At 68.1% G+C, this 26,967-nt stretch carries 29 protein-coding genes; 18 read left to right on the top strand and 11 right to left on the bottom strand.

Annotated features, from left to right (window positions below; genetic code table 11):
• The first annotated feature begins 38 nt into the window (after positions 1 to 38).
• Positions 39 to 1,061, top strand: a complete 1,023-nt coding sequence (locus FR943_RS05585; protein WP_217155344.1) for a glutathione S-transferase family protein — start codon at positions 39 to 41, stop codon at positions 1,059 to 1,061.
• On the opposite strand, the gene FR943_RS05590 is transcribed toward FR943_RS05585, so the two are convergent.
• Together FR943_RS05590 and FR943_RS05595 are read right to left on the bottom strand one after the other, a co-directional pair.
• Positions 1,050 to 1,559, bottom strand: a complete 510-nt coding sequence (locus tag FR943_RS05590) for a DUF2771 domain-containing protein (RefSeq protein ID WP_217155345.1) — start codon at positions 1,557 to 1,559, stop codon at positions 1,050 to 1,052. The two genes, FR943_RS05585 and FR943_RS05590, sit on opposite strands and share 12 nt — an antisense overlap.
• Positions 1,556 to 3,220 carry an MFS transporter gene (locus tag FR943_RS05595; protein ID WP_217155346.1) on the bottom strand — a complete coding sequence of 555 codons (1,665 nt, stop codon included), beginning with the start codon at positions 3,218 to 3,220 and terminating at the stop codon, positions 1,556 to 1,558. The genes FR943_RS05590 and FR943_RS05595 overlap by 4 nt, the downstream gene beginning before the upstream one ends.
• A gap of 69 nt (positions 3,221 to 3,289) precedes the next feature.
• On the opposite strand from FR943_RS05595, the gene FR943_RS05600 reads away from it, so the two are divergent.
• Positions 3,290 to 4,072, top strand: a complete 783-nt coding sequence (locus tag FR943_RS05600) for a DUF3027 domain-containing protein (RefSeq protein ID WP_217155347.1) — start codon at positions 3,290 to 3,292, stop codon at positions 4,070 to 4,072.
• A gap of 7 nt (positions 4,073 to 4,079) precedes the next feature.
• Here FR943_RS05600 and FR943_RS05605 read toward each other — a convergent pair whose 3' ends face one another.
• The gene (locus FR943_RS05605) at positions 4,080 to 4,532 is read right to left on the bottom strand and encodes an SRPBCC family protein (protein WP_217155348.1); all 453 of its coding nucleotides are present in this window, start codon (positions 4,530 to 4,532) and stop codon (positions 4,080 to 4,082) included.
• A gap of 10 nt (positions 4,533 to 4,542) precedes the next feature.
• Positions 4,543 to 4,800 (bottom strand): DUF2530 domain-containing protein, encoded by a 258-nt coding sequence (locus FR943_RS05610; RefSeq protein ID WP_217155349.1) that lies wholly within the window; start codon positions 4,798 to 4,800, stop codon positions 4,543 to 4,545.
• 84 nt (positions 4,801 to 4,884) lie between these two features.
• Here FR943_RS05610 and FR943_RS05615 point away from each other — a divergent pair, with 84 nt between their 5' ends.
• The 3 genes from FR943_RS05615 to FR943_RS05625 are packed head-to-tail and all read left to right on the top strand — an operon-like array spanning position 4,885 to position 6,426.
• A complete protein-coding gene (locus FR943_RS05615) occupies positions 4,885 to 5,316 on the top strand; it encodes an Rv0880 family HTH-type transcriptional regulator (protein ID WP_217155350.1) in 432 nt (143 codons plus the stop codon).
• A 2-nt stretch (positions 5,317 to 5,318) separates the two neighbouring features.
• Positions 5,319 to 6,146, top strand: coding sequence for a TrmH family RNA methyltransferase (locus tag FR943_RS05620; protein ID WP_218045340.1), 828 nt, complete (start codon positions 5,319 to 5,321; stop codon positions 6,144 to 6,146).
• 4 nt (positions 6,147 to 6,150) lie between these two features.
• Entirely contained in the window at positions 6,151 to 6,426 is a 276-nt protein-coding gene (locus tag FR943_RS05625; RefSeq protein ID WP_217155352.1) for a DUF2537 domain-containing protein, read from the top strand.
• A 4-nt stretch (positions 6,427 to 6,430) separates the two neighbouring features.
• On the opposite strand, the gene sepH is transcribed toward FR943_RS05625, so the two are convergent.
• The gene (gene sepH, locus FR943_RS05630) at positions 6,431 to 7,243 is read right to left on the bottom strand and encodes a septation protein SepH (protein ID WP_217155353.1); all 813 of its coding nucleotides are present in this window, start codon (positions 7,241 to 7,243) and stop codon (positions 6,431 to 6,433) included.
• Positions 7,244 to 7,315: 72 nt separating this feature from the next.
• Entirely contained in the window at positions 7,316 to 8,422 is a 1,107-nt protein-coding gene (gene serC / locus FR943_RS05635; protein WP_217155354.1) for a phosphoserine transaminase, read from the bottom strand.
• A 274-nt stretch (positions 8,423 to 8,696) separates the two neighbouring features.
• On the opposite strand from serC, the gene FR943_RS05640 reads away from it, so the two are divergent.
• A complete protein-coding gene (locus FR943_RS05640) occupies positions 8,697 to 9,713 on the top strand; it encodes an AurF N-oxygenase family protein (RefSeq protein WP_217155355.1) in 1,017 nt (338 codons plus the stop codon).
• A gap of 9 nt (positions 9,714 to 9,722) precedes the next feature.
• Positions 9,723 to 11,384: a 4Fe-4S binding protein gene (locus FR943_RS05645; protein WP_217155356.1), complete on the top strand. Its 1,662-nt coding sequence runs from the start codon at positions 9,723 to 9,725 to the stop codon at positions 11,382 to 11,384.
• 78 nt (positions 11,385 to 11,462) lie between these two features.
• Here FR943_RS05645 and FR943_RS05650 read toward each other — a convergent pair whose 3' ends face one another.
• Positions 11,463 to 12,569 (bottom strand): citrate synthase 2, encoded by a 1,107-nt coding sequence (locus tag FR943_RS05650; protein WP_217155357.1) that lies wholly within the window; start codon positions 12,567 to 12,569, stop codon positions 11,463 to 11,465.
• A 95-nt stretch (positions 12,570 to 12,664) separates the two neighbouring features.
• Here FR943_RS05650 and pdxH point away from each other — a divergent pair, with 95 nt between their 5' ends.
• From pdxH to FR943_RS05680, 6 genes are all read left to right on the top strand, one after another.
• Positions 12,665 to 13,300, top strand: a complete 636-nt coding sequence (pdxH, locus tag FR943_RS05655; protein ID WP_217155399.1) for a pyridoxamine 5'-phosphate oxidase — start codon at positions 12,665 to 12,667, stop codon at positions 13,298 to 13,300.
• The gene (locus tag FR943_RS05660; protein WP_217155358.1) at positions 13,300 to 14,595 is read left to right on the top strand and encodes an MFS transporter; all 1,296 of its coding nucleotides are present in this window, start codon (positions 13,300 to 13,302) and stop codon (positions 14,593 to 14,595) included. Before pdxH ends, FR943_RS05660 begins: the two co-directional genes overlap by 1 nt.
• A gap of 81 nt (positions 14,596 to 14,676) precedes the next feature.
• Positions 14,677 to 15,336 carry a TetR family transcriptional regulator gene (locus tag FR943_RS05665; RefSeq protein ID WP_308170475.1) on the top strand — a complete coding sequence of 220 codons (660 nt, stop codon included), beginning with the start codon at positions 14,677 to 14,679 and terminating at the stop codon, positions 15,334 to 15,336.
• A 137-nt stretch (positions 15,337 to 15,473) separates the two neighbouring features.
• Positions 15,474 to 16,778, top strand: a complete 1,305-nt coding sequence (locus FR943_RS05670) for a citrate synthase (protein WP_217155360.1) — start codon at positions 15,474 to 15,476, stop codon at positions 16,776 to 16,778.
• A 140-nt stretch (positions 16,779 to 16,918) separates the two neighbouring features.
• On the top strand, positions 16,919 to 18,349 hold the full coding sequence (locus FR943_RS05675) for an MFS transporter (protein WP_504970594.1): 1,431 nt from the start codon (positions 16,919 to 16,921) through the stop codon (positions 18,347 to 18,349).
• Complete coding sequence (locus tag FR943_RS05680) at positions 18,342 to 18,764, top strand: MarR family winged helix-turn-helix transcriptional regulator (protein WP_217155362.1); 423 nt, start codon at positions 18,342 to 18,344, stop codon at positions 18,762 to 18,764. The genes FR943_RS05675 and FR943_RS05680 overlap by 8 nt, the downstream gene beginning before the upstream one ends.
• On the opposite strand, the gene FR943_RS05685 is transcribed toward FR943_RS05680, so the two are convergent.
• Together FR943_RS05685 and FR943_RS05690 are read right to left on the bottom strand one after the other, a co-directional pair.
• Positions 18,761 to 20,302: a phytoene desaturase family protein gene (locus FR943_RS05685; RefSeq protein ID WP_217155363.1), complete on the bottom strand. Its 1,542-nt coding sequence runs from the start codon at positions 20,300 to 20,302 to the stop codon at positions 18,761 to 18,763. The two genes, FR943_RS05680 and FR943_RS05685, sit on opposite strands and share 4 nt — an antisense overlap.
• Before the next feature lies 1 nt (position 20,303).
• On the bottom strand, positions 20,304 to 20,552 hold the full coding sequence (locus FR943_RS05690; protein WP_217155364.1) for a DUF2630 family protein: 249 nt from the start codon (positions 20,550 to 20,552) through the stop codon (positions 20,304 to 20,306).
• Positions 20,553 to 20,583: 31 nt separating this feature from the next.
• Between FR943_RS05690 and FR943_RS05695 the strand changes: the two genes are divergently transcribed.
• The 4 genes from FR943_RS05695 to arfC all read left to right on the top strand — a co-directional run bounded on the left by FR943_RS05695 (position 20,584) and on the right by arfC (position 22,875).
• Positions 20,584 to 20,946, top strand: a complete 363-nt coding sequence (locus tag FR943_RS05695) for an FKBP-type peptidyl-prolyl cis-trans isomerase (protein WP_217155365.1) — start codon at positions 20,584 to 20,586, stop codon at positions 20,944 to 20,946.
• Between the two features lie 116 nt (positions 20,947 to 21,062).
• Entirely contained in the window at positions 21,063 to 22,118 is a 1,056-nt protein-coding gene (gene arfA / locus FR943_RS05700; protein ID WP_217155366.1) for a channel-forming protein ArfA/OmpATb, read from the top strand.
• 11 nt (positions 22,119 to 22,129) lie between these two features.
• Positions 22,130 to 22,285: a channel accessory protein ArfB gene (gene arfB, locus FR943_RS05705; RefSeq protein WP_217155367.1), complete on the top strand. Its 156-nt coding sequence runs from the start codon at positions 22,130 to 22,132 to the stop codon at positions 22,283 to 22,285.
• Positions 22,282 to 22,875 (top strand): channel accessory protein ArfC, sunset domain variant, encoded by a 594-nt coding sequence (arfC, locus tag FR943_RS05710; RefSeq protein ID WP_217155368.1) that lies wholly within the window; start codon positions 22,282 to 22,284, stop codon positions 22,873 to 22,875. The genes arfB and arfC overlap by 4 nt, the downstream gene beginning before the upstream one ends.
• A gap of 30 nt (positions 22,876 to 22,905) precedes the next feature.
• Here arfC and FR943_RS05715 read toward each other — a convergent pair whose 3' ends face one another.
• Complete coding sequence (locus FR943_RS05715; RefSeq protein WP_217155369.1) at positions 22,906 to 24,246, bottom strand: sensor histidine kinase; 1,341 nt, start codon at positions 24,244 to 24,246, stop codon at positions 22,906 to 22,908.
• A 9-nt stretch (positions 24,247 to 24,255) separates the two neighbouring features.
• Positions 24,256 to 24,975 carry a response regulator transcription factor gene (gene prrA, locus FR943_RS05720; protein ID WP_217155370.1) on the bottom strand — a complete coding sequence of 240 codons (720 nt, stop codon included), beginning with the start codon at positions 24,973 to 24,975 and terminating at the stop codon, positions 24,256 to 24,258.
• Positions 24,976 to 25,060: 85 nt separating this feature from the next.
• Here prrA and FR943_RS05725 point away from each other — a divergent pair, with 85 nt between their 5' ends.
• Positions 25,061 to 26,941: an ABC transporter ATP-binding protein gene (locus FR943_RS05725; RefSeq protein WP_217155371.1), complete on the top strand. Its 1,881-nt coding sequence runs from the start codon at positions 25,061 to 25,063 to the stop codon at positions 26,939 to 26,941.
• Positions 26,942 to 26,967: the final 26 nt, after the last annotated feature.

Here is a 26,967-nt window from a genome sequence, read left to right on the forward strand (position 1 = left end):
TCGTGTGCCGGGGCTGGTCCCCGGCGCAATATGTAGGTATGGCTCAGGGCTCCTACGTCGCCGGCACGTCGACTTCCGGTGAGTTCAACCGCGACACCAACTACATCACCACCCGCATCACTCGCGACGGCGGTGACGGCTTTCCGGTGGAGGCGGGCCGGTACCGGCTGATCGTGGCGCGGGCCTGTCCGTGGGCCAACCGCACGATCATCGTGCGCCGGCTGCTGGGTCTGGAAAGTGCACTGTCCATTGGGTTTTGCGGGCCCACCCACGATGCGCGCAGCTGGACGTTCGACCTCGATCCCGGCGGGGTCGATCCGGTGCTGAAGATTCCCCGGCTGCGCGATGCCTACCTCAAACGGTTTCCGGACTATGCCAAGGGCATCACGGTGCCCGCGATCGTCGAGGTGGCCACCGGAGAGGTGGTGACCAACGACTTCGCCCAGATCACGCTGGATTTCTCCACGGAATGGACGGAGTTCCACCGTGACGGCGCCCCGCAGCTGTACCCCGAACCGTTACGCGACGAGATCGACGCCGTGGCCAAGCGCATCTACACCGAGGTCAACAACGGTGTGTACCGCTGCGGGTTCGCCGGCTCACAGCAGGCCTACGACGCCGCCTATGACCGCTTGTTCACGGCGCTGGATTGGCTGACGGAACGGCTGGCCACGCAGCGGTATCTGGTGGGCGACACCATCACCGAGGCCGATGTCCGGCTGTTCACCACGTTGGCCCGGTTCGACCCGGTCTATCACGGGCACTTCAAGTGCAACCGGGCCAAGCTGTCGGAGATGGAGGTGCTGTGGGCGTATGCGCGGGATCTGTTCCAGACTCCGGGATTCGGCGACACGATCGACTTCGTCCAGATCAAGCAGCACTACTACATCGTGCATTCCGACATCAATCCGACCCAGATCGTGCCCAAGGGGCCGGACCTGGCCAACTGGCTGACCCCGCACGGCCGGGAGTCCTTGGGCGGCAGGCCGTTCGGTGACGGCACCCCGCCGGGGCCGACACCCGAAGGGGAGCGGGTGCCGGCCGGGCATTCAGCGGGCTAGTGCGGGTTTCTCTGGCCAGACCGTGCTGATCGACCATTCGGCGTGCGGCAGGGCGAACTCCGCGCCGTCCTGGTCCTGGACCAGGGTCAGCAGTTGGACCGCCAATCCGGTGAGCCGGCCCCGGTTGGGGTCGACCGTCGGGACGGTGACGGCCAGCGTGGTCTTGGGCGCGAAGTAGCGCACCGTCGTGTCGATCGGGTTCTCGTAGACCTGCAGCAGCCGCCACGGGGCCCGGGAGATCGCGCTGGGTACCGACAGCTGCACCGGGTTGTCCGCGGTGACCGCCAGCTCGCCGGCCTCTCGCGGCTCAGCGCAGTCGTTGAGGTTGAGCACCTCGCAGTACTGGAACGGGCCGACGCGCACCGTGTGGCCGTGCGAATAGACGCTGATCTCCGGCAGGTTGTCGCCGTGGCTGGGGTGCAGCCGCCAAATGCCGACGCCGGTGCCGGCGATGGCCAGCAGCACGACGGCGGCCAGGATCGTCACGGTGCGTCTCATCGGACCCCCCAGCTGCCGCCTTCTCGCGCGGCGAGGATCGGGCGGTTGCCGCCGAATCCGGGAATCAGCGATTCGCCGCGGTAGCTCACGATTGTCTGCGCCAGACCGAGTATCAGCACGGCCGTGATCGTAGTGAATCCGACGGTGAGGTCGGTATAGACCAGCACGCCGGTGGCGCCGCCGGCCACCCAGGCAAGCTGCAACACCGATTCGGATCGACCGAATGCCGAAGCCCGCGACGCCTCGGGCAGGTCGTCCTGCAGGGAGGCGTCCAGGGAGGCCTTGGCGATGGCGCTGGCGGCTGAGGTGACGAGGGTGGCCCCGGCGGCCACGAACAGGTTGCCGGTGAGTGCGGTCACCAGCGCGACGACGGTGACCGCGGCGGCGGCCCGCACCACCAGTTGCGCCGGGTGGCCGAGTTTGAGCCGGGCCGCGGTGATGTTGCCGCCGAAGTTGCCGACGCCGGCCGCCGCCCCGATCAGGCCGAGGATCAGCAGCTGTTCCCAGCCGCTGGCGTCGTGCGATTTCGCGACGAAGGCTGGGTAGAGGAACAGGAACCCGACCATCACCTTGATGGTGCAGTTGCCCCACAGCGCGGTGATGGTGTTGCGGCCCATCGGTTGACGCTCGGCCTTGGGTTTGGCTGGGTGACGACGCATCTCGGCCGGCCCGCCCGAGTGACCGTCCGATTGGCCGTGGTAGCTCAGGGTGGTTGGCACTTCGCCCTCGGTGACCTCCACCCACTTCGGGATCCGCATCGACAGCACGGCGCCGGCCACGCTGACCGCGACCACCACGTACAGCGCCCCGGGCAGTTGCGCCACGTTGAACAGGTATTCGGCTCCGGCGGCGATGCCGCCGCCCACGATGGTGCCGCCGAGCAGGCCGAAGGTGGTCAGCCGGGAGTTCACCCGGACCAGGTCGATCGACGGTGGCAGCACGCGCGGGGTTACGGCACTGCGCAGCACCGAGAAGGATTTGGACAGCACCATCATGCCGAGCGCGCACGGATAGAGCACCCAGGACGGATAGCTTCCGGTGGCGCCGTCGTAGTTGGCGATCAGCACCACGATCAGCACGGTGCGCAGCGCGAAGGAGGCCGCCAGCGCCATCCGGCGGCCGTGCTGCAGCCGGTCCAGTGCGGGCCCGATCAGCGGGGCGATCACGGCGAACGGGGCGATGGTGATCAGCAGGTACAGCGCCACCTTGCCCTTGGATTCGCCGCTGGCGGCGGCGAAGAACAACGTGTTGGCCAGCGCCACGGCCATTGCCGCGTCGACGGCGAAATTGGCCACCACGGGCCAGGTCAGCGCGGTCAGCCCGGACTTGTCGGCACCGTCCGCGGTGGCGGCCCGATGCACGAAACCGTACATCCGCGAGCCCATTTCGCGGCTGCGGGCGGCCGCGGCCCGGGTGACGGTGACCTTCTCGCCGGCGGCCGATCCGACGCCGGGACCCGGCTCGGGTTCGTCCCAGGTCGAGTACGTGGCGTTGTGGCGCTCGTCGAGCGGTGGCAGCCAGCGGTTGCCGCTGGGCACCGATTGCCGGCGCGGCCGCCGCGGTGTCTCGTCGCTGGGATAGTTGGCCATTCCGGGATGTTCCGCACCGTGATCGGCCGGCGGCCGCGGCGGGTAGTAGGTCACGTCTCGATTCTCTCCCATCCGGCGCCGAGATGGCCGACCGGCGACCGGTGTGGCCTGCGGTCGTCCCGGTCAGGCACTATGGAGGCGATGGAAAGCGTGACCGAACCAGCTGAGCAGAGCCCGGGTACTCCCTCGGCGGCATCGTCGCCGGAGCAGGAGGCGCTGCTGTTGGGTGCCGCCGAGCAGGCTCGTGCGGCGTTGACGGAGTTCAGCGGCGAGGGTGCCGTGGGTGAATACCTCGGAGTGAGCATCGAGGACGCCGCTTCGGCCACCCACCGTTTCCTGGCTGACCTGCCTGGTTACCGCGGCTGGCAGTGGGCGGTGGTGGTGGCAGCCTACCCGGGCGCCGATCACGCGACGATCAGCGAGCTGGTGCTGGTCCCGGGCCCGACGGCGCTGCTGGCGCCGCAGTGGGTGCCGTGGCAGGACCGGGTCCGTCCGGGCGATCTGGGCCCGGGCGACCTGTTGTCGCCGCCGCTGGAGGATCCGCGACTGGTGCCGGGGTACGTGGCCACCGGCGATCCGCTGATCGACGACACCGCGCTGGAGTTGGGACTGGGCCGGCGGCAGGTGCTCAGCGAGTGGGGCCGGGAGCAGGCCGCGCAGCGCTGGCACGACGGTGATTACGGGCCGGGGTCGGCGATGGCCCGGTCGACGCGGCGGGTTTGTCGCGACTGTGGTTTCTACCTGCCGCTCGGTGGCGCACTGGGCGTGATGTTCGGTGTGTGCGCCAACGAGATGTCGGCCGACGGCCATGTGGTGGAGTCCGAGTACGGCTGCGGTGCCCATTCGGACACCCCGCAGCCGCCGGGTACCGGATCGCCGATGTACGAGCCGTACGACGACGGCGTGCTCGATACGGCCGACTGAGCGCTGCTCAGTTCTCGGCGGCGGCCTTGATCCGGGCCAGTGACGCCTTCATCCCGTCGACGAGTTCGTCTTCGAAGCTGGGCACTCCGCCCATGAAGGCGTTCACCAGCGCATTGGACACGGCGCTGGTGCCGTTCTCGGCGTGGCGGGACTCGGTCAGCCGGGTGCCGGTCTGGGTCGGCTGCAGTTCGTAGGTCCAGACGCTGTTGTTGGCCTCGACCAGGAACGCCAGCTTCTCGTTGGCGACGACTTCGGTGAGGCGTGATGTGGTGGGCCAGAACAGGAAACCGCGCCGGTTCAGGTTGACCGTGCGGGTTCCCGGCCGCAGCGGCCCCAGCGGCTTCATGATCCGGCACTGCGGGCTCCAGTGCGGCATCCGGCGCAGGTCCGAGATCAGCCCCCAGACCTTCTCGACCGGCGCGTCGATGTCGATGCTGGCTTGCAGCAGGGGTGCGGCCATGGGTGCCTCCTCAGGTCAATCCGCTTTGTGCACCGCGGGATCCGCGGCGTGCGGCACGGCGTTGGATCAGGAAAATCGACGTTCCGAGGACACCGATCGCCAGCCCGGCGAGGGTGAACGGCCGCCACTGGTGCAGCCCGGCCATGGTGAACGAAAGGATCGTGGCGATCAGCCAGCCGGTGGCGATCACCAGGATCACGGGCCACGGTTCCAGCAGCGCGGCCGGCAGCGCCGGCGGCTGGGGCGGGTCGTTGGTGTCCTCGGTCATCGGGGATAACGTATCGGATGCGGTGGGGATCCATTGGTCTTGGTTTTAGCCCTTTATCCCTCCCGGCTCAGTACTATTTCCGACGTGAAGGATCCGGAGGCACGGCTTGCGAATGATCTGGCTCTGGCAGTTGTCCGTCTCGCCCGCCAATTGCGTACGCGGCGTGCAGAATCCCCGGTTTCGTTGACTCAGTTCTCGGCGTTGGCCACGTTGGCCAAAGAAGGTGCGATGACGCCTGGGGCGTTGGCGTTGCGTGAGCGTGTGCGCCCGCCGTCGATGACCCGGGTGATCGCTTCACTGGCCGAGCAGGGCCTGGTGGCCCGCGCGGCGCATCCGGTCGACGGACGGCAGATCGTGGTGTCGGCCTCGCCGGCCGGGTTGACCCTCGTCGAGGTCGAGCGCCGGGCCAGCCAGGAGTGGCTCAAGGCACAGTTGTCCCGGTTGGGGCCCGATGACCGGCAGACGCTGATCACCGCGACCGACCTGATGTCGGCGATGGTCTCCGAAGGCGCGTGAGACTGCTGGACGTCATCGACATCGACGATCCGGCTGACCCCCGGTTGGACGATTTTCGTGATCTCAACAGCGTGGATCGTCGTCCTGATCTGCCCAGCGGCAAGGGTCTGGTGATCGCCGAAGGGGTCCTGGTGGTGCAGCGCATGCTGGCCTCGCGGTTCGTCCCGCGGGCGCTGTTGGGCACCGACCGGCGTCTGGCTGAGCTGGCCGGTGATCTCGCCGGTGTGGACGTGCCGTTCTACCGGGCCAGTGCCGAGGTGATGGCCGCCGCCGTCGGGTTCCACCTGAACCGCGGGGTGTTGGCCTCGGCGTCGCGGGCCCCGGAGTTGTCGGTGGCGGAGGTGGTTTCGGGCGCGCACACCGTGGCGGTGCTCGAAGGCGTCAACGACCACGAGAACCTGGGTTCGATCTTTCGCAATGCCGCCGGGCTCGCCGTGGATGCGGTGGTGTTCGGGGCGGGATGCGCCGATCCGCTGTACCGGCGGGCGGTGCGGGTGTCGATGGGCCACGCCCTGCTGGTGCCGTTCGCCCGGGCCCAGTCCTGGCCCGATGATCTCGATCTGTTGCGGGGCAACAATTTTCGTTTGCTGGCCATGACGCCGGACCCGGCCGCCGCGACCTTGTCCGAGGCGATGGCGCGGCTCGATGAGCACCGGGTGGCGGTGCTGGTCGGTGCTGAGGGGCCCGGCCTGACCGAGCGCACGATGCGTGCCAGCGATGTGCGGGTGCGGATCCCGATGTCGCGCGGCACCGATTCGCTCAATGTCGCGACCGCGGCCGCGCTGGCGTTCTACGAGCGGGCTCGGGGGCACTCCGGCGCGCTAGATTGACACCGTGACCGACGATTCCACGCCGTGGGGGACCGGCCTGACCGTAGCCGGATTCGTGGCGGCGGTGCTGGGCGCGGCGATTGTGGTGCTCGGGGTCGGGTTGTTGCGCGTGCATCCGCTGCTGGCGATCGGGCTGAACATGGTGGCCGTCGGCGGTTTGGCCCCGACGGTGTGGGGTTGGCGGCATCGCCCGGTCTGGCGCTGGTTCGTGCTGGGGTCGGGTATCGGGGTGGCGGCCGGATGGTTGGTGCTGCTGGTGATCGGCCTGACCCAGGGGTAGTGGGTCAGGGCTGGGTGCCCGAGGACCGCACCCCCAGCAGCACGTCCTCCCAGGCCGGGACCGCGGGGCGGGCCTTGCGGCTGCGCTTGGGGGCCGGCGGAGCGGGGGCCGGCTCGGCCGGCGGGCTGAATTGCTCGGGCACCGCGGCCTTGGGTGCGTCCTCGACGTGGGCCGGCTCGTGGTTGTCGAACAGCTGCGGCACCGCGGCGACCGGGCGCAGCGGACGGTTGAAGTCGGGGTTGATCAACTGGCGGGCCGCATCGTCGGAGGCGGTGACGGTGCCGCCGTGGGCGCCGGGGGAGAAGCGGAAGTGCGCGACGTTGTCCGAGCGGCCGGCCTTCCAGCCCAGCTGCACGGTCCAGCGGCTGTCCTCGTTGCGCCAGGCGTCCCAGGCGATGGAGTCCGGGTCGAGGCCGCGGGCCACCAGGGCGGTCGTGACGGTCTCCAGCAGCGTCAGCACCGCCGGTCCGTCGGCGAGCACCGGGTGCGCGGCGGTGGCCAACTCGGCGGCCCGCGCCCGCTCCAGCAGCACCGGATGCGCGAACCGCTCGACCCGCTCGACGGGCACGCCGGCTGCGGTGGCCAACTGCTCGACCGACGCGCCGGCACGAATCTTTGCCTGAATCTCCTTGGGTCGCAGCACGTTCTGCACCTCTACATCGATCTCGGGCTGATTCGAGGCGACTTTGTCACCGCGCATGGCGGCGCGCAGCCGGTCATCGACACGCACGCTGAACATGTCTTTGGCGGAGTCGTCGGATTCGCAGATGATGCGCCTGCCGTCGACGTTCAATCCAACGACCCTGAGTTCTCGCATACCGACCTGACCTCCTGCGGCGAACCCTACTGCGTTATCAGCCCGTTACCGGGCTGACACGCTGGCCGGCGCTCAGAGATTCTCGACGACCCAGTCGACGCAGCTGGTCAGGGCGCTGACGTCGTCGGGGTCGACGGCCGGGAACATGCCGATCCGCAGCTGGTTGCGGCCCAGTTTGCGGTAGGGCTCGGTGTCGACGATGCCGTTGGCCCGCAGCACCTTGGCCACTGCGGCGGCGTCCACCGCGTCGCTGAAGTCGATCGTGCCGACCACTTGCGAGCGCAGCGCCGGGTCGGTGACGAACGGGGTGGCGAACGACGTGCCCTGCGCCCAGGAGTACAGCCGCTGCGAGGAGTCGGCGGTGCGCTTGACGGCCCAGTCCAGCCCACCGTTGCCGTTGAGCCAGTCGAGCTGCTCGGCCAGCAGGATCAGCGTGGCGATGGCCGGGGTGTTGTAGGTCTGGTTCTTGAGGCTGTTCTCCACCGCGATCGGCAGCGACAGGAAGTCGGGCACCCAGCGGTCCGTCGCGGCGATCGCCTCGATGCGGGCCAGCGCCGCCGGGCTCAGGATGGCCAGCCAAAGGCCGCCGTCGCCGGCGAAATTCTTTTGCGGCGCAAAGTAATACGCGTCGGTCTCGGTGATGTTCACCGGCAGCCCGCCGGCGGCCGAGGTGGCGTCGATCAACACCAGGGCATCGCCGGCCGGACGCTGCACGCCCACCGCGACACCGGTCGAGGTCTCGTTGTGTGCCCAGGCCACGGCGTCCACCGACGGGTCGGACTGCGGCTCGGGGGCGGTACCCGGATCGGTCTTGACGATGAGCGGGTCGCCGATGAACGGGTTCTTTGCCACGCAGGAGGCGAATTTGGAGCTGAACTCCCCGTAGGTCAGGTGCAGCGAGCGCTTGTCGATCAGGCCGAAGGCGGCGGCATCCCAGAAGGCGGTCGAGCCGCCGTTGCCGAGGATCACCTCGTAGCCGTCGGGAACCGAGAACAGTTCGCGCAGCCCGTCGCGGACCCGGCCCACCAGGTTCTTGATCGGGGCTTGCCGGTGGGAGGTGCCGAACAGGTCCCCGGCGGCGGCCAGCGCGGTCAGTTGCTCGGGGCGGACCTTGGAGGGGCCACATCCGAAACGGCCGTCGCGGGGCTTGAGGTCGGCAGGGATGATGAGTTCAGCCATGCGCTCAAGCGTAATGAGGGCCGCTGACCGGCCGAGCGTGGGCCCTGTGTGCCGCTGTTCGGTTGCCGCCACAGCGGTTGGCAATATCGCCTCCGGCTGCGGCGATGTGCGCTCACACCCAGGTGAACTGGCCGTTTTCGGCTGCACTGCCCGGATGTGAGATTTTCGGGCAAACTTTTGAAATCGGGCATGGACTTTTACTCGATACCTGCGGTACCGTTGTACAACAAGTGGGTAGATGTAAACCTCACCCTATTAGAGAGAGGTCTGCAACATGGCTCGGACCAAGATGGTCAGGCGCTGGCGCAAGAACATGGACGTCAGCGACGATCCCCAGTACGTCGAGATGCTCTCCACACTGTCCGAGGGGTCGGTGCGGCGCAACTTCAACCCGTACAAGGACATCGAGTGGGACTCGCCGGAGTTCGCCGTCGTCCCCGACGATCCGCGCTGGATCCTGCCGGCCACCGACCCGATGGGCGGTCACCCGTGGTACCAGGCGCAGCCGGTCGAGCGGCAGATCGAGATCGGCATGTGGCGTCAGGCCAACGTCGCCAAGGTGGGCCTGCACTTCGAGAACATCTTGATCCGCGGCTTGATGGAGTACTCGTTCTGGGTGCCCAACGGCTCGCCGGAGTACCGCTACTGCCTGCACGAGTCGGTCGAAGAGTGCAACCACACCCTGATGTTCCAGGAGATGGTCAACCGCATCGGCAAGGACGTGCCGGGCATGCCGCGGCTGCTCAAGTGGCTGCAGCCGCTCATCCCGCTGGCCGCGGGCCCGCTGCCGATCCCGTTCTTCTTCGGCGTGCTCGCCGGCGAGGAGCCCATCGACCACACGCAGAAGAATGTGCTGCGCGAGGGCAAGGCCCTGCACCCGATCATGGAGCGGGTGATGGCGATTCACGTCGCCGAGGAGGCCCGGCACATCTCGTTCGCACACCAGTACCTGCACAAGCGGGTGCCGAACCTGCGTCGCCGGCAGCGCTGGATCCTGTCGCTGTTCGTCCCGCTGACCATGCGCATCCTGTGCTCGGCGATCATCGTGCCGCCGCGCGCGTTCTGGAAGGAATTCGACATCCCGCGCTCGGTGCGCAAGGAGCTGTTCTTCCGTTCGCCGGAGTCGCGCAAGATGCTGCGCGACATGTTCGGTGACGTGCGGATGCTGTGCCATGACACCGGCCTGATGAACCCGGTCGCCAAGCTGATGTGGAAGATCTGCAAGATCGACGGGCCGCCGAGCCGCTACCGCAGCGAGCCGCAGCGCGAGCACCTCGTCTCGGTTGCCTAAAGAGGTCTCATGCCCCATGTGATCACCCAGTCGTGTTGCAGCGACGGGTCCTGTGTCTACGCGTGCCCGGTCAACTGCATCCATCCCTCACCGGATGAGCCGGGCTTCGCCACGGCCGAGATGCTCTACATCGACCCCGACGCGTGTGTGGACTGCGGTGCGTGCGTGAGTGCGTGCCCGGTCGGCGCGATCGCGGCCGATACCAAGCTGACGGACAAACAGCTGCCGTTCATCGAGTTGAACGCCGCCTTCTACCCGAAGCGGGAAGGCAAGCTGCCGCCGACGTCCAAGCTGGCCCCGGTGATCGCGGCACCCAAGGTGGCGACCCGGTCCGGCGGCCCGTTGACGGTGGCGATCGTGGGTTCCGGCCCGGCGGCGATGTACGCCGCCGACGAGCTGCTGACACAGCGCGGGGTGCGCGTCAACGTGTTCGAGAAATTGCCGACGCCCTACGGGCTGGTGCGGGCCGGGGTCGCCCCCGACCACCAGAGCACCAAGCGCGTGACGCGGTTGTTCGACACGATCGCCAAGCAGGCGGGTTTCAGATTCTTCCTCAATGTCGAGGTGGGCAAGCATCTTTCGCATGCCGACCTGCTGGAGCATCACCACGCGGTGCTGTACGCGGTGGGGGCACCCAACGACCGGCGTCTGGACATCGAGGGGATGGGCCTGCCCGGCACCGGGACCGCCACCGAGATGGTGGCCTGGATCAACGGGCACCCCGAGTTTACCGACCTGCCGGTGGACCTGAGCCACGAGCGGGTCGTCATCGTGGGCAACGGCAACGTCGCCTTCGACGTGGCCCGGGTGCTGACCACCGATCCGGATGCGTTGGCCCGCACCGACATTTCCGATCATGCCTTGGCGGCGCTGCGCTCGTCGAGGGTGTCCGAGGTGGTGGTCGCGGCCCGCCGCGGCCCGGCCCAGTCGGCCTTCACCTTGCCCGAGCTGATCGGTCTGACCGCCAACTGTGACGTCGTGCTCTCCGAAGCGGACCACGCCCTGGTGATCGCGGATCTCGCCGCTGAGACGGACCCGTTGACCCGCAACAAGCTGGAGATCCTGGCCAAGCTCGGTGATGCTGCTGCGCCGCTGCGCCGGCCGCGGATCCGGCTGGCCTACCGGCTCACCCCGCAGCGGGTGCTCGGCGACGACCGCGTCACCGGTCTCGAGTTCGGGGTGACCGGAACCGATGAGGTGCACACCCTCGACGCCGGTCTCGTGCTGACCTCGATCGGCTACCGCGGCAAGGCAATTGCCGATCTTCCGTTCGATGACGACGCCGCCGTCGTGCCCAACGATGGCGGGCGGGTGCGCGGCGCCTCCGGCGCGTATGTGGCCGGCTGGATCAAGCGCGGGCCCACCGGCTTCATCGGCACCAACAAGTCGTGTGCGGCGCAGACCGTGCACCGGTTGGTCGACGACTACAACGCCGGCGTGCTGAGCGCTCCGGTGCACAAGCACGCCGCGTTGGACAAGCTGGTGCACAGCCGCCAGCCCGCCGTGGTCGACGCCGCCGGCTGGCACGCGATCGATGCCGCCGAGATCGCCCGTGGCGGCGAGGACCGGCCGCGGGACAAGTTCACCTCGGTGGCCGACATGCTGGCCGTCGCGGCGACCGCACCGAAACCGACGGTGCGGCAGCGGGTTCTGGCCGGGTTGCGCGGCTAAAAGCCTCACCGCCGAGACGACGGTTTGTGTCGGAATTTTGGCCAGATCGCGCCAAAAACCGCCGTCTCGGCGCAGGAATCAACTACCCCAGCCGGGCACCGACTCCACGCTGCGCGGCTCGGGGCCGACGTAGATCGCCGCCGGGCGTACCAGCTTGCCCAGCCGCTTCTGCTCCATGATGTGCGCACACCAGCCCGCGGTCCGGCCGCAGGTGAACATCGCGGGCATCATCGAGGCCGGCACCTGGGCGAAGTCCAGGATCACCGCGGCCCAGAACTCGACGTTGGTTTCGATGGCCCGGTCCGGCCGGCGCTCGCGGAGCTCGGCGAGCGCGGCCTGTTCCAGTGCGGCGGCCACCTCGAAACGGGGCGCCTCAAGGCGTTTGGCGGTGGCCCGCAGTACCCGGGCCCGCGGATCCTCGGCGCGGTAGACCCGGTGCCCGAAGCCCATCAGCTTGTCGCCGCGATCCAGGATGGCCTTGACCACCGCGCGGGCGTCGCCGGACTTCTCGACCTCCTCGATCATCGGCAGCACCCGGGCCGGGGCGCCGCCGTGCAGCGGCCCGCTCATCGCACCCACCGCGCCCGACAGCGCGGCGGCCACGTCGGCGCCGGTCGAGGCGATCACCCGGGCGGTGAACGTCGAGGCGTTCATTCCGTGTTCGGCGGCGGTCACCCAGTACGCATCGATCGCCTCGACGTGTCTGGGATCCGGGTCGCCCTGCCAGCGGGTCATGAAACGTGCTGTGACGGTGTCGCATTCGTCGATCCTGCGTTGCGAGACCGCGGGCTGGTAGATGCCCCGGGCGGACTGCGCGACGTAGGACAGTGCCATCACCGAGGCCCTCGCCAACTGGTCGCGGGCGGTGGCGTCCTCGATGTCGAGCAGCGGCGCGTAGCCCCAGATCGGGGCCAGCATGGCCAGTCCGGCCTGCACGTCGACGCGGACGTCGCCACTGTGGATGGGCAACGGGAACGGTTCGGCCGGGGACAGGCCGGTGCCGAAGCCGCCGTCGACCAACAGGCCCCACACATCGCCGAAGGTGACCCGGCGGTCCACCAGTTCCTCGATGTCCACGCCCCGGTAGCGCAGCGCGCCGCCGTCCTTGTCCGGTTCGGCGATCTCGGTGGTGAAGGCTACGACGCCTTCCAGGCCGGCTACGAAGTCATCCGGTACGGCGGGCATGGCCAGATTGTTGCACCATGCTCAGGGGTAGCGTTAGCGCGGTGGCAATACCCCCTGGACAGACCCCTGAACACGAAGACCACGACCTGGCTGTGATGCGCGTGGACTACGTGGAAAAGGACGGGTGCGGCGACCTGGACGTCGACTGGCTCGGTGCCGATCCCGCGGCCGGCTGGCTGACCCTGATGCGCACCTGGCTGGCCGACGCCTACCGGGCCGGGGTGGCCGAACCCAACGCCATGGTGGTGGGCACGACCGATCAGGTGGGAAGGCCGGTCACCCGAACGGTGTTGTGCAAGAGCATGGACGAGACCGGCATCACGTTCTTCACCAACTATGACTCCGCCAAGGGGGAGCAGCTGGCCGCGAATCCCTACGCGGCGGCGACGTTCCCGTGGTATCAGCTGGGGCGGCAGGTACATGTGCGCGGTCCGGTGACGAAGGTGAGCCGCGAGGTCACCGAGGATTACTGGTCCAAGCGCCCGCGCGGTTCGCAGCTGGGTGCGTGGGCCTCGCAGCAGTCCAGCCCGATCGCCTCGCGGGCGGCGCTGCTGGACCAACTGGCCGAGGTGACGGCGAGGTTCGCCGACCTCGAATCGGTTCCGGTGCCGCCGAACTGGGGTGGTTACCTGATCGCCGCCGAGACCGTGGAGTTCTGGCAGGGCCGGGAGAACCGGGTGCACAACCGGATTCGCGTGGTGGGCAAGCACGCGCAGCGCCTCCAGCCGTAGTGCGCACACTCTTCGCCGACACCACCCCGCTGCGCACGCCGGACTTCCGGCGCTTGTGGCTGGCCGGGATCCCCACGGTCATCGGCGCAAACCTGACCATCTTTGCGGTGCCGGTGCAGTTGTACGTGCTCACCGAGAACTCGGCGTATGTCGGGCTGTCCGGTCTGTTCGCGTTGGTTCCGCTGGTGGTGTTCGGTCTGTGGGGCGGAGCCTGGGCCGACGCGATGGATCGCCGGCTGCTGCTGATCATCGCGTCGATCGGGCTGGCCGGGGCCTCGGTCCTGCTGTGGCTGCAGGCCGCGCTGTCGCTGGACAACGTGTGGCTGGTGCTGTGTCTGCTCGGGGTACAGCAGGCGTTTTATGCGGTCAACAGCCCGACCCGGTCGGCGGCCATCCCGCGGATGCTGCCGGGCGAGCAGTTGCCCGCGGCGAACTCGCTGAACATGACCGTGACGCAGTTCGGTGCCATCGTGGGTCCGCTGCTGGCCGGATTCCTGTTGAACTGGGTGGATCTGTCGACGCTGTATCTGATCGACGCGGTGACCTGTCTGGCGCCGGTCTGGGCGACGTTCCGGCTCACGCCGATGCCGCCGTCGAGCACTGAGCAGGGGACGTCCCGCTGGGGCCTGGCCGCGGTGCTGGACGGTTTTCGCTATCTGGCCGGCAACCGGGTGGTGTTGATGTCGTTCGTCGTCGATCTGGTGGCGATGATCTTCGGGATGCCGCGGGCGTTGTTTCCCCAGATGGCGCACGAGAGCTTCGGCGGCCCGGTCGGGGGTGGCACCGCGATGGCGTTGTTGGCGGCGGCGATGTCGGCGGGCGCGGTGGCCGGTGGCGTGTTCTCGGGTTGGCTGCCGCGGATCCGGCGGCAGGGGCTGGCCGTGGTGCTGGCGATCGTCGTCTGGGGCGCGGCGATGGTCGGCTTCGGGCTGGCCGGCGGAATGGCGCACGGCACGGCCGGCACGGTGTTCTGGATCGCGTTGGTGTTCTTGGCGATTGGCGGTGCCGCCGACATGGTGTCGGCCGCGTTCCGGTCGACGATCTTGCAGCAGGCGGCCTCGGACGAGCTGCGCGGCCGGCTCCAGGGGGTGTTCACGGTCGTGGTGGCCGGTGGTCCGCGGTTGGCCGACACGTTGCACGGGGCGGCCGCGGCGGCGGTGGGTACGACGGTGGCTGCGGCCGGCGGAGGGGTGCTGGTGGTGGTCGGTGTGGTGTTTGCCGCGCTGGCGGTACCGGCTTTCGTCCGCTATCGGGTCGTCACTCGCGACGACGAGCCCGAGGGCGACCGGGTATGACCACTGGCAAATGGCGTCCGAGGGATGAGTGTGGCCGAAACAGCCGAAACGTCCGCCGTGGGCGGGATAGCATCCGGTCTCGTGGCTGACGTGGCACGGCCGGCCGAACCCGGTTTGCGCGAGCGCAAGAAGCAACGTACCCGGGCGATGTTGATCGAGTCCGCGATCGATCTGTGTGACCGGCAGGGTTTCGAGCAGACCACGGTCGAGCAGATTGCCGCGGACGCCGACGTGTCTCCACGCACCTTCAGCCGTTACTTCGCCACCAAGGACGCGGTGGTGCTGGCGTTCATCGACGAGGTCGCGGCGAGCGTCGCGGTCGAACTCGCCGGTCAGCCGGCGGGTATCGGCGACATCGAGGCATTGCACCGGGCCCACGTCCAGGCGTTCCGCAACACCAAGACCGCACCGCCCAATCAGCTCACCGACGAGCGGTTGTTGGCGGCGGCCCGCATCATCACGTCGTCGCCGGCCCTGCTGCAATCGGTGGCCGAGTTTCGCCCGGACGCGGTGAACGCGGCGTTGGCCCGGCGGATGGGGGTGCCCGGTGATGACCGCCGGCTCAAGCTGACGGCCATCGTCTGGGGTTCGATCGTCATCACCGCCATCAGTGAGCTGGGATCTCAAGCCGAATGGAGCACCGTGACCGTCGACGACATCGTCGAGCGCATCGAGGCGACCTATACCGATTTCCTGGAGGTCGTCGCGGGTGTGCACCAGCCCGTCAGCCAGGTGCGTTAGCCACCGGCGACGGAGGTCGGGCGGGATTCGGCGGGTCTGCGGCACCCCCCGCGGGCAGTGCGGATCGATTGCGACTACCTTTTGTAGAGCAGTTAGTCGGTTCCCAACGACTTCCCAACGAGGATGAAGGGATTCCCGTGGCCGAAAACCCGTCGAGTGGGCAGGACCTTGCCACCCTTAAGTACCCCGGTGGCGAGATTGATCTCGATATCGTCCATGCCACCGAGGGCAGTGACGGCATCGCGCTCGGTCCGTTGCTGGCCAAGACCGGCTACACCACGTTTGATGGTGGCTTCGTCAACACCGCTTCCACCAAGTCCGCGATCACCTATATCGACGGTGATGCCGGCATCCTGCGTTACCGGGGCATCCCGATCGAGCAGCTGGCCGAGAACTCGACGTTCATCGAGGTCAGCTACCTGTTGATCTACGGTGAGCTGCCGACGGCCGAGCAGCTGGAGAAGTTCACCACCCAGATCCAGCGGCACACCCTGCTGCACGAGGACCTGAAGCGGTTCTTCGACGGCTTCCCGCGCAACGCGCATCCGATGCCGGTGCTGTCCAGTGCGGTCAACGCGCTGAGCGCCTACTACCAGGATTCGCTGGATCCGCTGGACAACACCCAGGTCGAGCTGTCGACGATCCGGTTGCTGGCCAAGCTGCCGACGATCGCGGCGTATGCGTACAAGAAGTCCGAGGGGCAGCCGTTCCTGTACCCGGACAACTCGCTGACGCTGGTGGAGAACTTCCTGCGGATGACGTTCGGCTTCCCGGCCGAGCCGTATGAGGTGGATCCCGAGATCGTCCGCGCGCTGGACATGTTGTTGATCCTGCATGCCGATCACGAGCAGAACTGCTCGACGTCGACGGTGCGGCTGGTCGGTTCGTCGCAGGCCAACCTGTTCACGTCGATCTCCGGTGGCATCAACGCGCTGTGGGGTCCGCTGCACGGCGGCGCCAACCAGGCGGTGCTGGAGATGCTGGAGAAGATCCGCACCGGCGACGACGATGTGAAGACGTTCGTCAAGAAGGTCAAGAACCGCGAAGACGGTGTGAAGCTGATGGGCTTCGGTCACCGGGTGTACAAGAACTACGACCCGCGGGCGCGCATCGTCAAGGAGCAGGCCGACAAGATCCTGGGCAAGCTCGGTGGCGACGACGAGTTGCTCGACATCGCCAAGCAGCTCGAAGAGATCGCGTTGACCGACGACTTCTTCATCGAGCGCAAGCTGTACCCGAATGTCGATTACTACACCGGCGTGATCTACCGGGCGATGGGCTTCCCGACCCGCATGTTCACCGTGCTGTTCGCGCTGGGCCGGTTGCCGGGCTGGATCGCGCACTGGCGGGAGATGCACTCGGAGCCCAACAAGATCGGGCGTCCGCGCCAGATCTACACCGGCTACACCGAGCGCGGCTACATCGACATCAACAAGCGCTGAGTTTTCACTGACGAAAGCCCGGGGGCAGCGCGCTCCCGGGCTTTTGCCATCCCTATCCCCGAGCGTCACGCTGGAGTGACGGCTTGCGTCAATGACAGTTGTAGTTTCACAATTGTTGTGTGCATACAACCGTTGACCCGATCAGCCCTCGGCGCAAGGCGATCATCCTCGCTTCGTGTTGCCTGAGCCTGCTGATCGTGTCGATGGACGCCACCATCGTCAACGTCGCATTGCCGAGTATCCGGACGGATCTGGGTGCCTCACCCTCGCAGCTGCAGTGGATCGTCGACGTCTACACGCTGGTGCTGGCCTCGCTGCTGTTGCTGTCCGGCGCGACGGGCGACCGGTTCGGGCGCAGGCGGACGTTCCAGCTGGGCCTGACGATCTTCGCGGTGGCCTCGCTGCTGTGCAGCCTCGCGCCCAACATCGAAACCCTCATCGCGGCCCGTTTCCTGCAGGCCATCGGGGGCTCGATGCTCAATCCGGTGGCCATGTCGATCATCACCCAGGTGTTCACCGGCCGGGTCGAGCGGGCCCGGGCCATCGGCGTGTGGGGCGGGGTGGTCGGCATCTCCATGGCGCTCGGCCCGATCGTGGGCGGGGCCCTGATCGAGTACGTCGACTGGCGCGCGGTGTTCTGGATCAACCTGCCCATCTGTGCGCTGGCCGTGATGCTCACCGCGATCTTCGTCCCGGAATCCCGCTCGGCGACGATGCGTGACCTCGATCCGGTCGGCCAGGCCCTCGGCGTGGCGTTCCTGTTCGGCGTGGTCTTCGTCTTGATCGAGGGGCCGGGATTGGGCTGGACCGATCCGCGCACCCTGGCCGTCGCCGCGATCGCGTCGACGGCCCTGGTGGCGTTCCTGCGTTATGAATCCCGCCGCCGGGATCCGTTCATCGATCTGCGGTTCTTCCGCAGCGTGCCGTTCGCCTCGGCCACCCTGATCGCGGTCTGCGCGTTCGCTGCCTACGGGGCGTTCCTGTTCATGATGTCGCTGTACCTGCAGACCGAGCGGGGATACTCGGCAATGCACACCGGCCTGCTCTACCTGCCGGTGGCCGCCGGCGCCCTGGTCTTCTCGCCACTGTCGGGCCGGCTGGTGGGGCGGTACGGCAGTCGGCCCTCGTTGCTGGTGTCGGGTGCGATGATCACCCTGGCCACCATCCTGTTGACCCGCCTGTCCGGTGACACCCCGGTCTGGCAGCTGCTGGTCCTGTTTGCGGTATTCGGTGTCGGCTTCTCGATGGTCAACGCGCCCATCACCAACACCGCCGTCAGCGGCATGCCGCTGGATCGGGCGGGCGCCGCCTCGGCGGTGGCCTCAACCAGCCGGCAGATCGGCGTGAGTATCGGTGTGGCCCTGTGTGGTTCGGTGGCCGGGACGGCATTGGCCGGCAGCGGCGTGGATTTCGCCGCCGCTGCCCGCCCGTTGTGGTTCGTCTGTGCGGCATTCGGTTTGGCCATCGTCGCGCTCGGCATTCTCTCCACCACACCCTGGGCGTTGCGCTCGGCGCAGAAGCTGACCCCGTTGATCGGTGAGCATCACCCCCAGCAGGCGAGCCATGTCTGATCAGCGGCGGGCCGAGTTGGCCGACGAGGTGTGGCGGGCCTTGACCCGCTTGGTGTTCGACCACCGTGACGCGTGGAAACGCGCGGTGATCGAGGAGAGCGGGCTGCCATTCAGCCGGATCCGGATCCTGCGCCGGCTGGAGCGGGCCCCGTTGACGGTCAAGCAGGTGGCGCACGCCGCGACGGTCGACGCCCCGGCCGCCACGGTCGCGGTCAACGATCTCGAGGAGCGTGGGCTGGTCGTGCGTGAAGTCGATCCGGCCAACCGGCGCAGCAAGCTGGTGTCGCTCACGGCCGCCGGACACGCGCTGCTGGCACGTATCGATCAGGTCGACGACCCGGCGCCCGAGGTGCTGAGCGCGCTCAGCACCGCCGATCTCGAAACCCTGCGCGCCATCCTGTCCCGCGCCCGTTAGCGTTGCAGCACCGCCATCGCGGCGTTGTGCCCGCCGATCCCCGAGACCGCGCCGCCGCGCACCGATCCCGAGCCGCACAGCAGGATCCGGTCATGGGCGGTCGCCACGCCCCAACGTTGCGCCGGGGTGTCGCGTGGTTCGTCGTCCTCGGTGAACGGCCAGCGCAGGGCGCCGTGGAAGATGTTGCCGGCGGTCATCCCCAGGGCCTGCTCCAGGTCGGCGGTGGTCTTGGTCTCGATACACAGCCGGCCGGCGGCATCCTCCAGGAGGACGTCCTGAACAGGTTCGGCCAGAACGGAATTCAGCGAGTTCAACACGGCCGAGGTGAGCCGGTCGCGCATCCGGTCGGGGTCTTTGCGGGTGAGCGCATGCGGGGTGTGCAGACCGAAGACGGTCAGGGTGTGGGCGCCGGAGGCACGCAGGTCGTCGGACAGGATGCTGGGATCGGTCAGGGAGTGGCAGTAGATTTCGCACGGCAGCGGGTCGGGCACCCGGCCGGCGGTGGCGGTGTCGTAGGCCCCGGCGAGCTGGCCGAGGGCTTCGTTGACGTGGAAGGTTCCGCCGAATGCCTGCTCGGGCGTGATGTTTTCGTCGCGCAGCCGGGGCAGGCGGCGCAGCATCAGGTTCACCTTGACCTGCGCCCCGGGGGCGGTGCCGGGGACCGGATCGCCCAGCAGTTCGGCCAGCACGGCCGGGGTGACGTTGGCCAGCACGTGCCCGGCGCGGACCCGGCGCGACGACCCGCGGTGCCGGTAGTGCACCTCGCCGTCCGGGTGGATCGCGTAAACCTCTGCGCCGGTGATGATTTCGGCACCGTAACCGGTGGCCGCGGCGGCCAGGGCCCCGCTCACCGCGCCCATCCCACCGACCGGCACCTCCCAGTCGCCGGTGCCGCCGCCGATCAGGTGGTACAGGAAGCAGATGTTCTGGGTCAGCGATGCGTCGTCGATGTCGGCGAAGGTGCCGATCAGGGCGTCGGTGGCCATCACGCCGCGCACCAGATCGTGTGACACCGCAGCGGTGATCGCCTCGCCGACCGGCCGTTCGATCAGGGCCGCCCAGGCCGCCGCAGCCTCGCGATCCTGTCCGGCCAGCACGTCGCGGCGCATCTCCGAGCGGCTGCGTACCGGCTGCAGCAGGGTGGGCCAGATCCGGCTGGTGACAAGCCGGCACCGGCGGTAGAAGTCGGCGAACCCGGCGGCGTCGGCGCCGGCACCGATCGCGTCGAAGGTCGGCCGGGGTCCGATCAGCAGCCCGGTGGCCCCGCCGGTGGCCGGGTCCGGGGTGTAGGACGAATACCGGCGCCGGGACAGCCGGATTCGCGCCCCCAGATCGGTGACGATCCGGGGCGGCAGCAGGCTGACCAGATACGAGTACCGGGACAGCCGGGCGTCCACGCCGTCGAAGGCGTGCGCCGACACCGCGGCACCGCCGACGTGGTCGAGCCGCTCGAGCACCTGCACCCGGCGTCCGGCGCGGGCCAGGTAGGCCGCGGCCACCAAGCCGTTGTGCCCGCCGCCGACGATGACAACGTCCAAGTCAGCCCCGGTAGCCCTCGACCTCGTCGGCCCCACGCTGCTCGGCCAGGCCCGGGTCCTGCCCGGTTTCGCGGAGCGCGCGACGCTGGCGCAACAGGTCCCAGCATTGGTCGAGGGCCACTTCCAGCGACTTCAGCCGTTGTTGCTCTTCGGATTCGTCGATCTCCCGGCGCTGCAGTTTCGACCGGAGCTCCTGCTCTTCGGCGACGAGCCGGTGAACTTCGGCGAGGATGTCCTGATCTTTGGCCACATCACCAGTCTGCCGGACTACCGTGGATCTGGTGAGTACAAAACCAGAGATCGAGTTTCCGGACGGACCCGCCCCGACCGAATTGGTCATCAAGGACCTGGTGGTGGGCGACGGTGCCGAGGCAGTGCCCGGCGGCAATGTCGAGGTGCACTATGTAGGTGTCGAATACGACTCCGGTGAGGAGTTCGACAGCTCGTGGAATCGCGGTGAATCCATTGAATTTCCCTTGCGGGGTCTAATTCAGGGTTGGCAGGACGGAATTCCGGGTATGCGGGTCGGTGGCCGGCGCCAGCTCGTCATTCCGCCGGAACAGGCATATGGACCGGCCGGGTCGGGGCATCGACTTTCGGGTAAGACGCTGATTTTCGTGATCGACCTGCTCGCCACCCGCTGACGCATCACGAGTTCGGTAAGAATTGTCCGAACCGGGCCGCTGAATTCCATTTGCTGCTACCGTCAATCTGTTTCGCTGCTGTAGATAACTGTTCGTCGACTTCAGGGAGTGCCCAAATGTCGGGTTCGGACGAATCTCGGACAATCACAGGCTGGCAAACAGCCTCCAAGTTATATCGACGACCACCCGGTTTGGGTTGGTTGCTGGCGCTGGCGGCAGTTCCGTTGTTGCTGGGGCTCATCGGATGGGGCGGGCTCGACCGCTCGGGCAAGGACGCCGAACTCACGCGGCCCGATGTGAATCCCACGGCGACCTTGACCGCACCGGACGTGAACGCCCCGGATGTCAACGCACCCAACGTCAATATGCCGAACCTGTCGTTCGCGCCGCTGTCGATCACCCGTAACGGCAATGATTTCAACCTTTCCGGGGATCTGCCCGACGGTGCCGCCAAGGCGTCCCTGATGGACTGGCTGCGTGGAAAGTTCGGGGCGGGCGTCAATCTGGTCGACAACCTGAATCTGCGCCCGGGGGTGAGCACGCCCGACGTGGCCGCGCTGGGTTCGCTGTTCGACGCGGCCGGCGACCGGATTCCCGATTTCGCGTTCAAGATCGATGGTGACACCGTGACGCTGACCGGCACCGCGGTGTCGGCCGAGGCCCGCGATGCGGTGGAGGCGGCAGCCAAGACCGCCTGGCCGAACATCAAGGTTGTCAACAACATTCAGGTCGGTCCCGCTCCGGCCGCGCCGGCGCCGCCGGCACCTCCGGCTCCCGGTGCCCCGGGCGCTCCCGGTGGTACCCCGGGCCCGTGTGCGGTGTTACAGGGTGATGTGAGCGCGCTGTTGCGTACCCCGATCAACTTCAGCACCGACGGGTTCGTCCTGGCGCCGGCGTCGCAGCAACTGCTGTCACAGGTGGCCGACAAGTTGAAGACCTGCGAGGGCGCGAAGGTGGCCGTCACCGGGTACACCGACAGCTCGGGCAATGACGCCATCAACATTCCGCTCAGCGGTAACCGCGCGAAAGCCGTTGCCGACTATCTGGTTTCGCAGGGGCTGCCGGCCGACCACGTGACCTCGTCCGGTGCCGGGTCGGCGAATCCGATCGCCGGCAATGACACCCCCGAAGGCAAGGCGCAGAACCGCCGCGTCGAGATCACGGTCAACTAGGGAGATTCGACATGGACTTCGTAATCCAATGGTTCTGGTATCTGCTCGCGTTCGTGGTGGGTTCGCTGGTGGCCTGGTTGATCTCGGTGATCACGGTCAAGCCCACCAGTGAGGAAGAAGCGTTCGCCGAACTACCCGGCTCACGCGAGATCGGAGCACGGCGATGAACGATGTGAACTGGTGGTTGATGGCCCTGTCGTTCGTCCTCGGGCTGGTGCTGACACTGGCGTTGACCCTGCGTCGGGTGAAGCGGGAGGTGCCGGTGTACGGCGCCCTGGGTCGTCGTCCGGCCAGCACAACGGCCACCACAACGGCCACCGCTGACGACGCGACGACCAAGCTGCCCAAGGCCAGTGCGGCCACGACCGGTGCGGTCGACGAACCCACCACGAAACTGCCCAAGGCCTCCGGTGCCGCGGCAGCGGGTGCGGCAGCCGCCGGTGCCGGGGCGGCCGCGTTCGCCGCCGGTGGGGGCAAGCACGAGGCGGGTGCCGGCGACGTCAAGGGCGACGCCAAAGACGATGTCAAGGTCGTCGAGGAGTCGCCGTACGGTGCCGGCTCGGTCCGGGTCTCTGGTGCGGGCACGCCGACGGGTTATCTGATCAAGGGCAACGAGGATTCGATGCTCTACCACTCGCCGGAGAGCCCGTCGTACTCGGTGACGGTGGCCGAGATATGGTTCGCCGACGTGGAATCCGCCGAGAAGGCCGGTTTCAACCGGTGGGACAGCGGTAAGTCGCAGCGCGAGAACAAGTAACAACACAACACGCGCGAACAGGAACTACTTCTAGCGGGGTCCCGGCAGCTTCAGTAGCAGCCGGACCCCGCCCAACGGGCTGGCGTCCAGTGCCGCTGTGCCGCCGTGCAATTCGGCCTGCTGAGCGACGAGCGCCAGGCCGAGGCCCGAGCCGGACCGGGAGGCGGTGGATCCTCGGGAGAAGCGGTCGAACACCATCACGCGTTCCTCCTCGGGCACGCCCACCCCGTCGTCGTCGATGGCGATCTCCACGCCCTCGCGGGAGCTGACTGCCGACAGTTGCACCCGGGTGGCGCCGCCGTGTTTGACGGCGTTGGCGATGGCGTTGTCCACGGCCAGCCGCAGCCCGGTCGGCAGGCCGATGATGATCACGGTCGGTGAGGGTGCCAGCGTCACTTCGAGGTCGGGATAGACCCGCATGGCGTCGTGGGCGGCGCGGTCGAGCAGTTCGGTGATGTCGACGGTGACGTGATCGTCGGTGGTGGTCAGCTCCCCCTGGGCCAGCCGTTCCAGCGCGCCGAGGGTGGCCTCGATGCGCGATTGGGTGCGGATGACGTCGTTGACCACTTCTTTGCGTTGATCGTCAGGCAGGTCGAGGGTGGACAGTACCTCCAGGTTGGTCCGCATCGCGGTGAGCGGGGTGCGCAGCTCGTGGGCGGACACCGAGGCGAAGTCGCGAGCCGAGGCCAGCGCAGCCTTGGTGCGGCCCTGTTCGGACCAGATGCGTTGCAGCATGCCGTTGACGGCGTCGGCGATCTCGACGGCCTCACTGGCGCCGCGCACCTCGACGTCGGGGGCCTCGTCGCTCGCCTCGATCTCGCGGGTCTGTTCGGCCAGTCGTTTGAGCGGGCGGACGGCGAACGCGGCCAGCACCCAGCCCAGCACGGTGGCCGCGCCGACCGCGAACACACAGATGATCAGCACCCGCCGATGCAGGTTGTTGGTGTCGGCGATGGTGGCGTCGTAGGTTGCGCCGACGGCCACCCACATGGGCCCCGGCGCCGGGATCTGCACGGTGCGCACCCGCCAGCGCACGCCGTCGATGTAGGTGTCGGCGTAGCCGTCGGGAAGTTCCGGTAGCACGACCGTCGAGTTCGACGAGACGTTTCCGGCCTGGCGCACGGTGATCACCGCGTCCTGATCGCTGGGGGAGCGGGGGATCTCGCCCAGGCCGCGCGGCAGGAACGGGATGGCGAATCCGGCGGCCTCGTCGAGGCGGCGGTCCAGCCGTTCCTTGCGGTCGTTGGTGATGCCGATCCACACGATGGTGCCGACGATGACGACGACGATCGCCGCGCCGAGGGCGGTGGCGAACGCGACCCGGGTCCGCAGCGAGGGGGTGCGGCGGAAGATCCGGGTCAGCAGGCTCATGATGACCGGCTACTGGGTCCTGAGCACGAACCCGACCCCGCGGACGGTGTGCAGCAGCCGGGGCGCGCCGCCGGCTTCGAGTTTGCGGCGCAGATAACCGATGAACACGTCGACGACGTTGGTGTCGGCGGCGAAGTCGTAGCCCCAGACCAGCTCCAGCAACTGTGCCCGGGACAGCACCGCGGTCTTGTGTTCGGCCAACACGGCCAGCAGGTCGAACTCGCGTTTGGTCAGGTCGACGTCCACGCCGTTGACGCGGGCCCGGCGGCCCGGGATGTCGACTTCGAGCGGGCCCACCTGGATGGTCTCGGACGAGAAGGTGGCCGACGCGCCACGTCGGCGCAGCAGGGCCTTGACCCGGGCTACGAGCTCTTGCAGCACGAAGGGTTTGACCAGGTAGTCGTCGGCGCCGGCTTCCAGGCCGGCCACCCGGTCGTCGACGCTGCTGCGGGCCGAGAGCACGCAGACGGGGACGTCGTTGTCCATGGCGCGAAGGGCCGTCACCACGCTGACGCCGTCGAGGACGGGCATGTTGATGTCGAGCACGATCGCGTCGGGCCGGGTTTCGGTGGCGCTGCGCAGCGCCTCCGCTCCGTCCACGGCGGTCGACACGGTGAACCCGGACAGCCGCAGCCCGCGTTCCAGCGAGGCGAGCACGTCGGGGTCGTCGTCTACGACGAGGACCCGGGGCGAGGCCATGCCACCGGTAGCGCTATCCATACCCGTCATCTTGCCCGATGACCCACGGCGAATCGCGCAGGCGCCCAGGGAAATCTTTGACCTCAACAATTGTTCAGGTTCTACGGTGATGCACATGAATATGGAAACGGTGGCCAGGCGGACGCTGTACCGGCAGGCCCACGCCCGCGGCGGTGACCTGCGGGCACTGGCCGACCGGCGGCTGCTGTCCCGGATCTGGCGGTTCTCGGCGCGCCATCATCGCAGGCTGGCCGGATTCGTCGCGATCAGCGTGGTCACTGCGCTGTTGACGGTGACGACACCCGTGCTCGCCGGCCGGGTGGTGGACGCGATCACGCAGGGCGGTCCGGCGTCGACGGTGGTGCTGCTGGCCTGCACCATCGCTGTGATCGCCGTCGCCGAAGCCGCCGTGGGCCTGCTGACCAGGTGGTTGTCGTCGAACATCGGCGAAGGCCTGATCCTGGATCTGCGTACCGCGGTCTTCGACCACGTGCAGCGCATGCCGGTGGCGTTCTTCACCCGCACCCGGACCGGCGCACTGGTGAGCCGGCTGGGCAATGACGTCGTCGGCGCACAGCGGGCGTTCTCGGACACGCTGTCGGGCATCGTGGCCAACCTCGTCACGCTGACCCTGACGTTGGTGGTGATGCTCAGCATCTCCTGGCAGATCACGTTGCTCTCGCTGGCGCTGCTGCCGTTGTTCGTGCTGCCCGCGCGCCGCATCGGCGCCCGGATGGCCGGGCTGTCGCGCGAGGCCGCCATCTACAACGCCACGATGAACACCCAGATGACCGAGCGGTTCTCGGCGCCGGGCGCCACGCTGGTCAAGTTGTTCGGCAATCCGGAGCGCGAGTCCGACGAGTTCGCGGTGCGCGCCGATCGGGTGCGTGACATCGGGGTGCGCACGGCGATGCTGCAGTCGACGTTCATGAACTCCCTGACGTTGATGTCGGCGTTGGCGCTGGCTCTGGTCTACGGGCTGGGCGGGGTGCTGGCGATCGGCGGGCAGTTGCAGGCCGGTGCCGTGGTGTCGTTGGCGCTGCTGCTCACCCGGCTGTACGCGCCGCTGACCGCGCTGGCCAATGCCCGGGTGGAGATCGCCAGCGCCCTGGTGTCGTTCGAGCGGGTTTTCGAGGTGTTGGACCTGGTGCCGCTGATCGCTGAGAAGCCGGATGCCGTCGACGTCCCACGGGGCCCCGTCGAGGTCGAGTTCGAGAACGTCCGGTTCTCCTATCCCGCGGCGGACAAGGTGTCGCTGGCGTCGCTGGAAGAGGTGGCTACGCTCGATGACCGCGGCGGGGACGAGGTGCTGCACGGTATTTCGTTCACCGCGGGGCCCGGGCAGATGGTGGCGTTGGTCGGGTCCTCGGGGGCGGGCAAGTCGACTGTCGCGTCGTTGTTGGCCCGGCTCTACGACGTCGACTCCGGGTCGATCACGCTCAACGGGGCCGACGTGCGCGACGTGACGTTCGCGTCGCTGCAGGACACCGTGGGGATGGTGACCCAGGACGGGCACCTGTTCCACGAGTCGATCCGGTCCAACCTGCTGTTGGCCGCCCCGGATGCCTCGGAGCCAGAGCTCTGGGAGGCGCTGCGCCGGGCCCGGCTCGACGACGTGGTCGCGGCGATGCCCGACGGCTTGGACACGGTTGTCGGTGAGCGGGGATACCGTCTGTCCGGAGGGCAGCGGCAGCGGTTGACGATCGCGCGCCTGCTGCTGGGGCGATCGCGGGTGGTGGTGCTCGATGAGGCGACGGCGTCGCTGGACTCGGCCTCGGAGGCCGCGGTGCAGCAGGCCTTGGCGGAGGCGCTCGCCGGCCGCACCTCGCTGGTCATTGCCCACCGGCTGTCCACGGTCCGGGCTGCCGATCTCATCCTGGTCGTCGAGGACGGGCGCATCGTCGAGCGTGGCACTCACCGTGAGCTGCTGGCCCGCGGCGGCCGGTACACCGAGCTGTACGACACGCAGTTCTCCGAGGACGTTCGGGCGGCATGAGGTTAATCGTTTGCCCCTGAGGGGAA

It is taken from the genome of [Mycobacterium] fortunisiensis (assembly GCF_019050325.1).
Classification (GTDB): domain Bacteria; phylum Actinomycetota; class Actinomycetes; order Mycobacteriales; family Mycobacteriaceae; genus Mycobacterium; species Mycobacterium fortunisiensis.

Coding starts and splice junctions, on each gene's coding strand:
- FR943_RS05715 (WP_217155369.1), bottom strand. CDS start 24,246: ATGAGCCTGCTGACCCGGATCTTCCGCCGCACCCCCTCGCTGCGGACC.
- FR943_RS05645 (WP_217155356.1), top strand. CDS start 9,723: ATGCCCCATGTGATCACCCAGTCGTGTTGCAGCGACGGGTCCTGTGTC.
- arfB (WP_217155367.1), top strand. CDS start 22,130: ATGGACTTCGTAATCCAATGGTTCTGGTATCTGCTCGCGTTCGTGGTG.
- FR943_RS05680 (WP_217155362.1), top strand. CDS start 18,342: ATGTCTGATCAGCGGCGGGCCGAGTTGGCCGACGAGGTGTGGCGGGCC.
- FR943_RS05640 (WP_217155355.1), top strand. CDS start 8,697: ATGGCTCGGACCAAGATGGTCAGGCGCTGGCGCAAGAACATGGACGTC.
- arfA (WP_217155366.1), top strand. CDS start 21,063: ATGTCGGGTTCGGACGAATCTCGGACAATCACAGGCTGGCAAACAGCC.
- FR943_RS05595 (WP_217155346.1), bottom strand. CDS start 3,220: ATGGGAGAGAATCGAGACGTGACCTACTACCCGCCGCGGCCGCCGGCC.
- serC (WP_217155354.1), bottom strand. CDS start 8,422: ATGGCTGAACTCATCATCCCTGCCGACCTCAAGCCCCGCGACGGCCGT.
- FR943_RS05610 (WP_217155349.1), bottom strand. CDS start 4,800: ATGACCGAGGACACCAACGACCCGCCCCAGCCGCCGGCGCTGCCGGCC.
- FR943_RS05600 (WP_217155347.1), top strand. CDS start 3,290: ATGGAAAGCGTGACCGAACCAGCTGAGCAGAGCCCGGGTACTCCCTCG.
- pdxH (WP_217155399.1), top strand. CDS start 12,665: ATGCGCGTGGACTACGTGGAAAAGGACGGGTGCGGCGACCTGGACGTC.
- FR943_RS05650 (WP_217155357.1), bottom strand. CDS start 12,569: ATGCCCGCCGTACCGGATGACTTCGTAGCCGGCCTGGAAGGCGTCGTA.
- prrA (WP_217155370.1), bottom strand. CDS start 24,975: ATGACGGGTATGGATAGCGCTACCGGTGGCATGGCCTCGCCCCGGGTC.
- FR943_RS05585 (WP_217155344.1), top strand. CDS start 39: ATGGCTCAGGGCTCCTACGTCGCCGGCACGTCGACTTCCGGTGAGTTC.
- FR943_RS05725 (WP_217155371.1), top strand. CDS start 25,061: ATGAATATGGAAACGGTGGCCAGGCGGACGCTGTACCGGCAGGCCCAC.
- arfC (WP_217155368.1), top strand. CDS start 22,282: ATGAACGATGTGAACTGGTGGTTGATGGCCCTGTCGTTCGTCCTCGGG.
- sepH (WP_217155353.1), bottom strand. CDS start 7,243: ATGCGAGAACTCAGGGTCGTTGGATTGAACGTCGACGGCAGGCGCATC.
- FR943_RS05590 (WP_217155345.1), bottom strand. CDS start 1,559: ATGAGACGCACCGTGACGATCCTGGCCGCCGTCGTGCTGCTGGCCATC.
- FR943_RS05605 (WP_217155348.1), bottom strand. CDS start 4,532: ATGGCCGCACCCCTGCTGCAAGCCAGCATCGACATCGACGCGCCGGTC.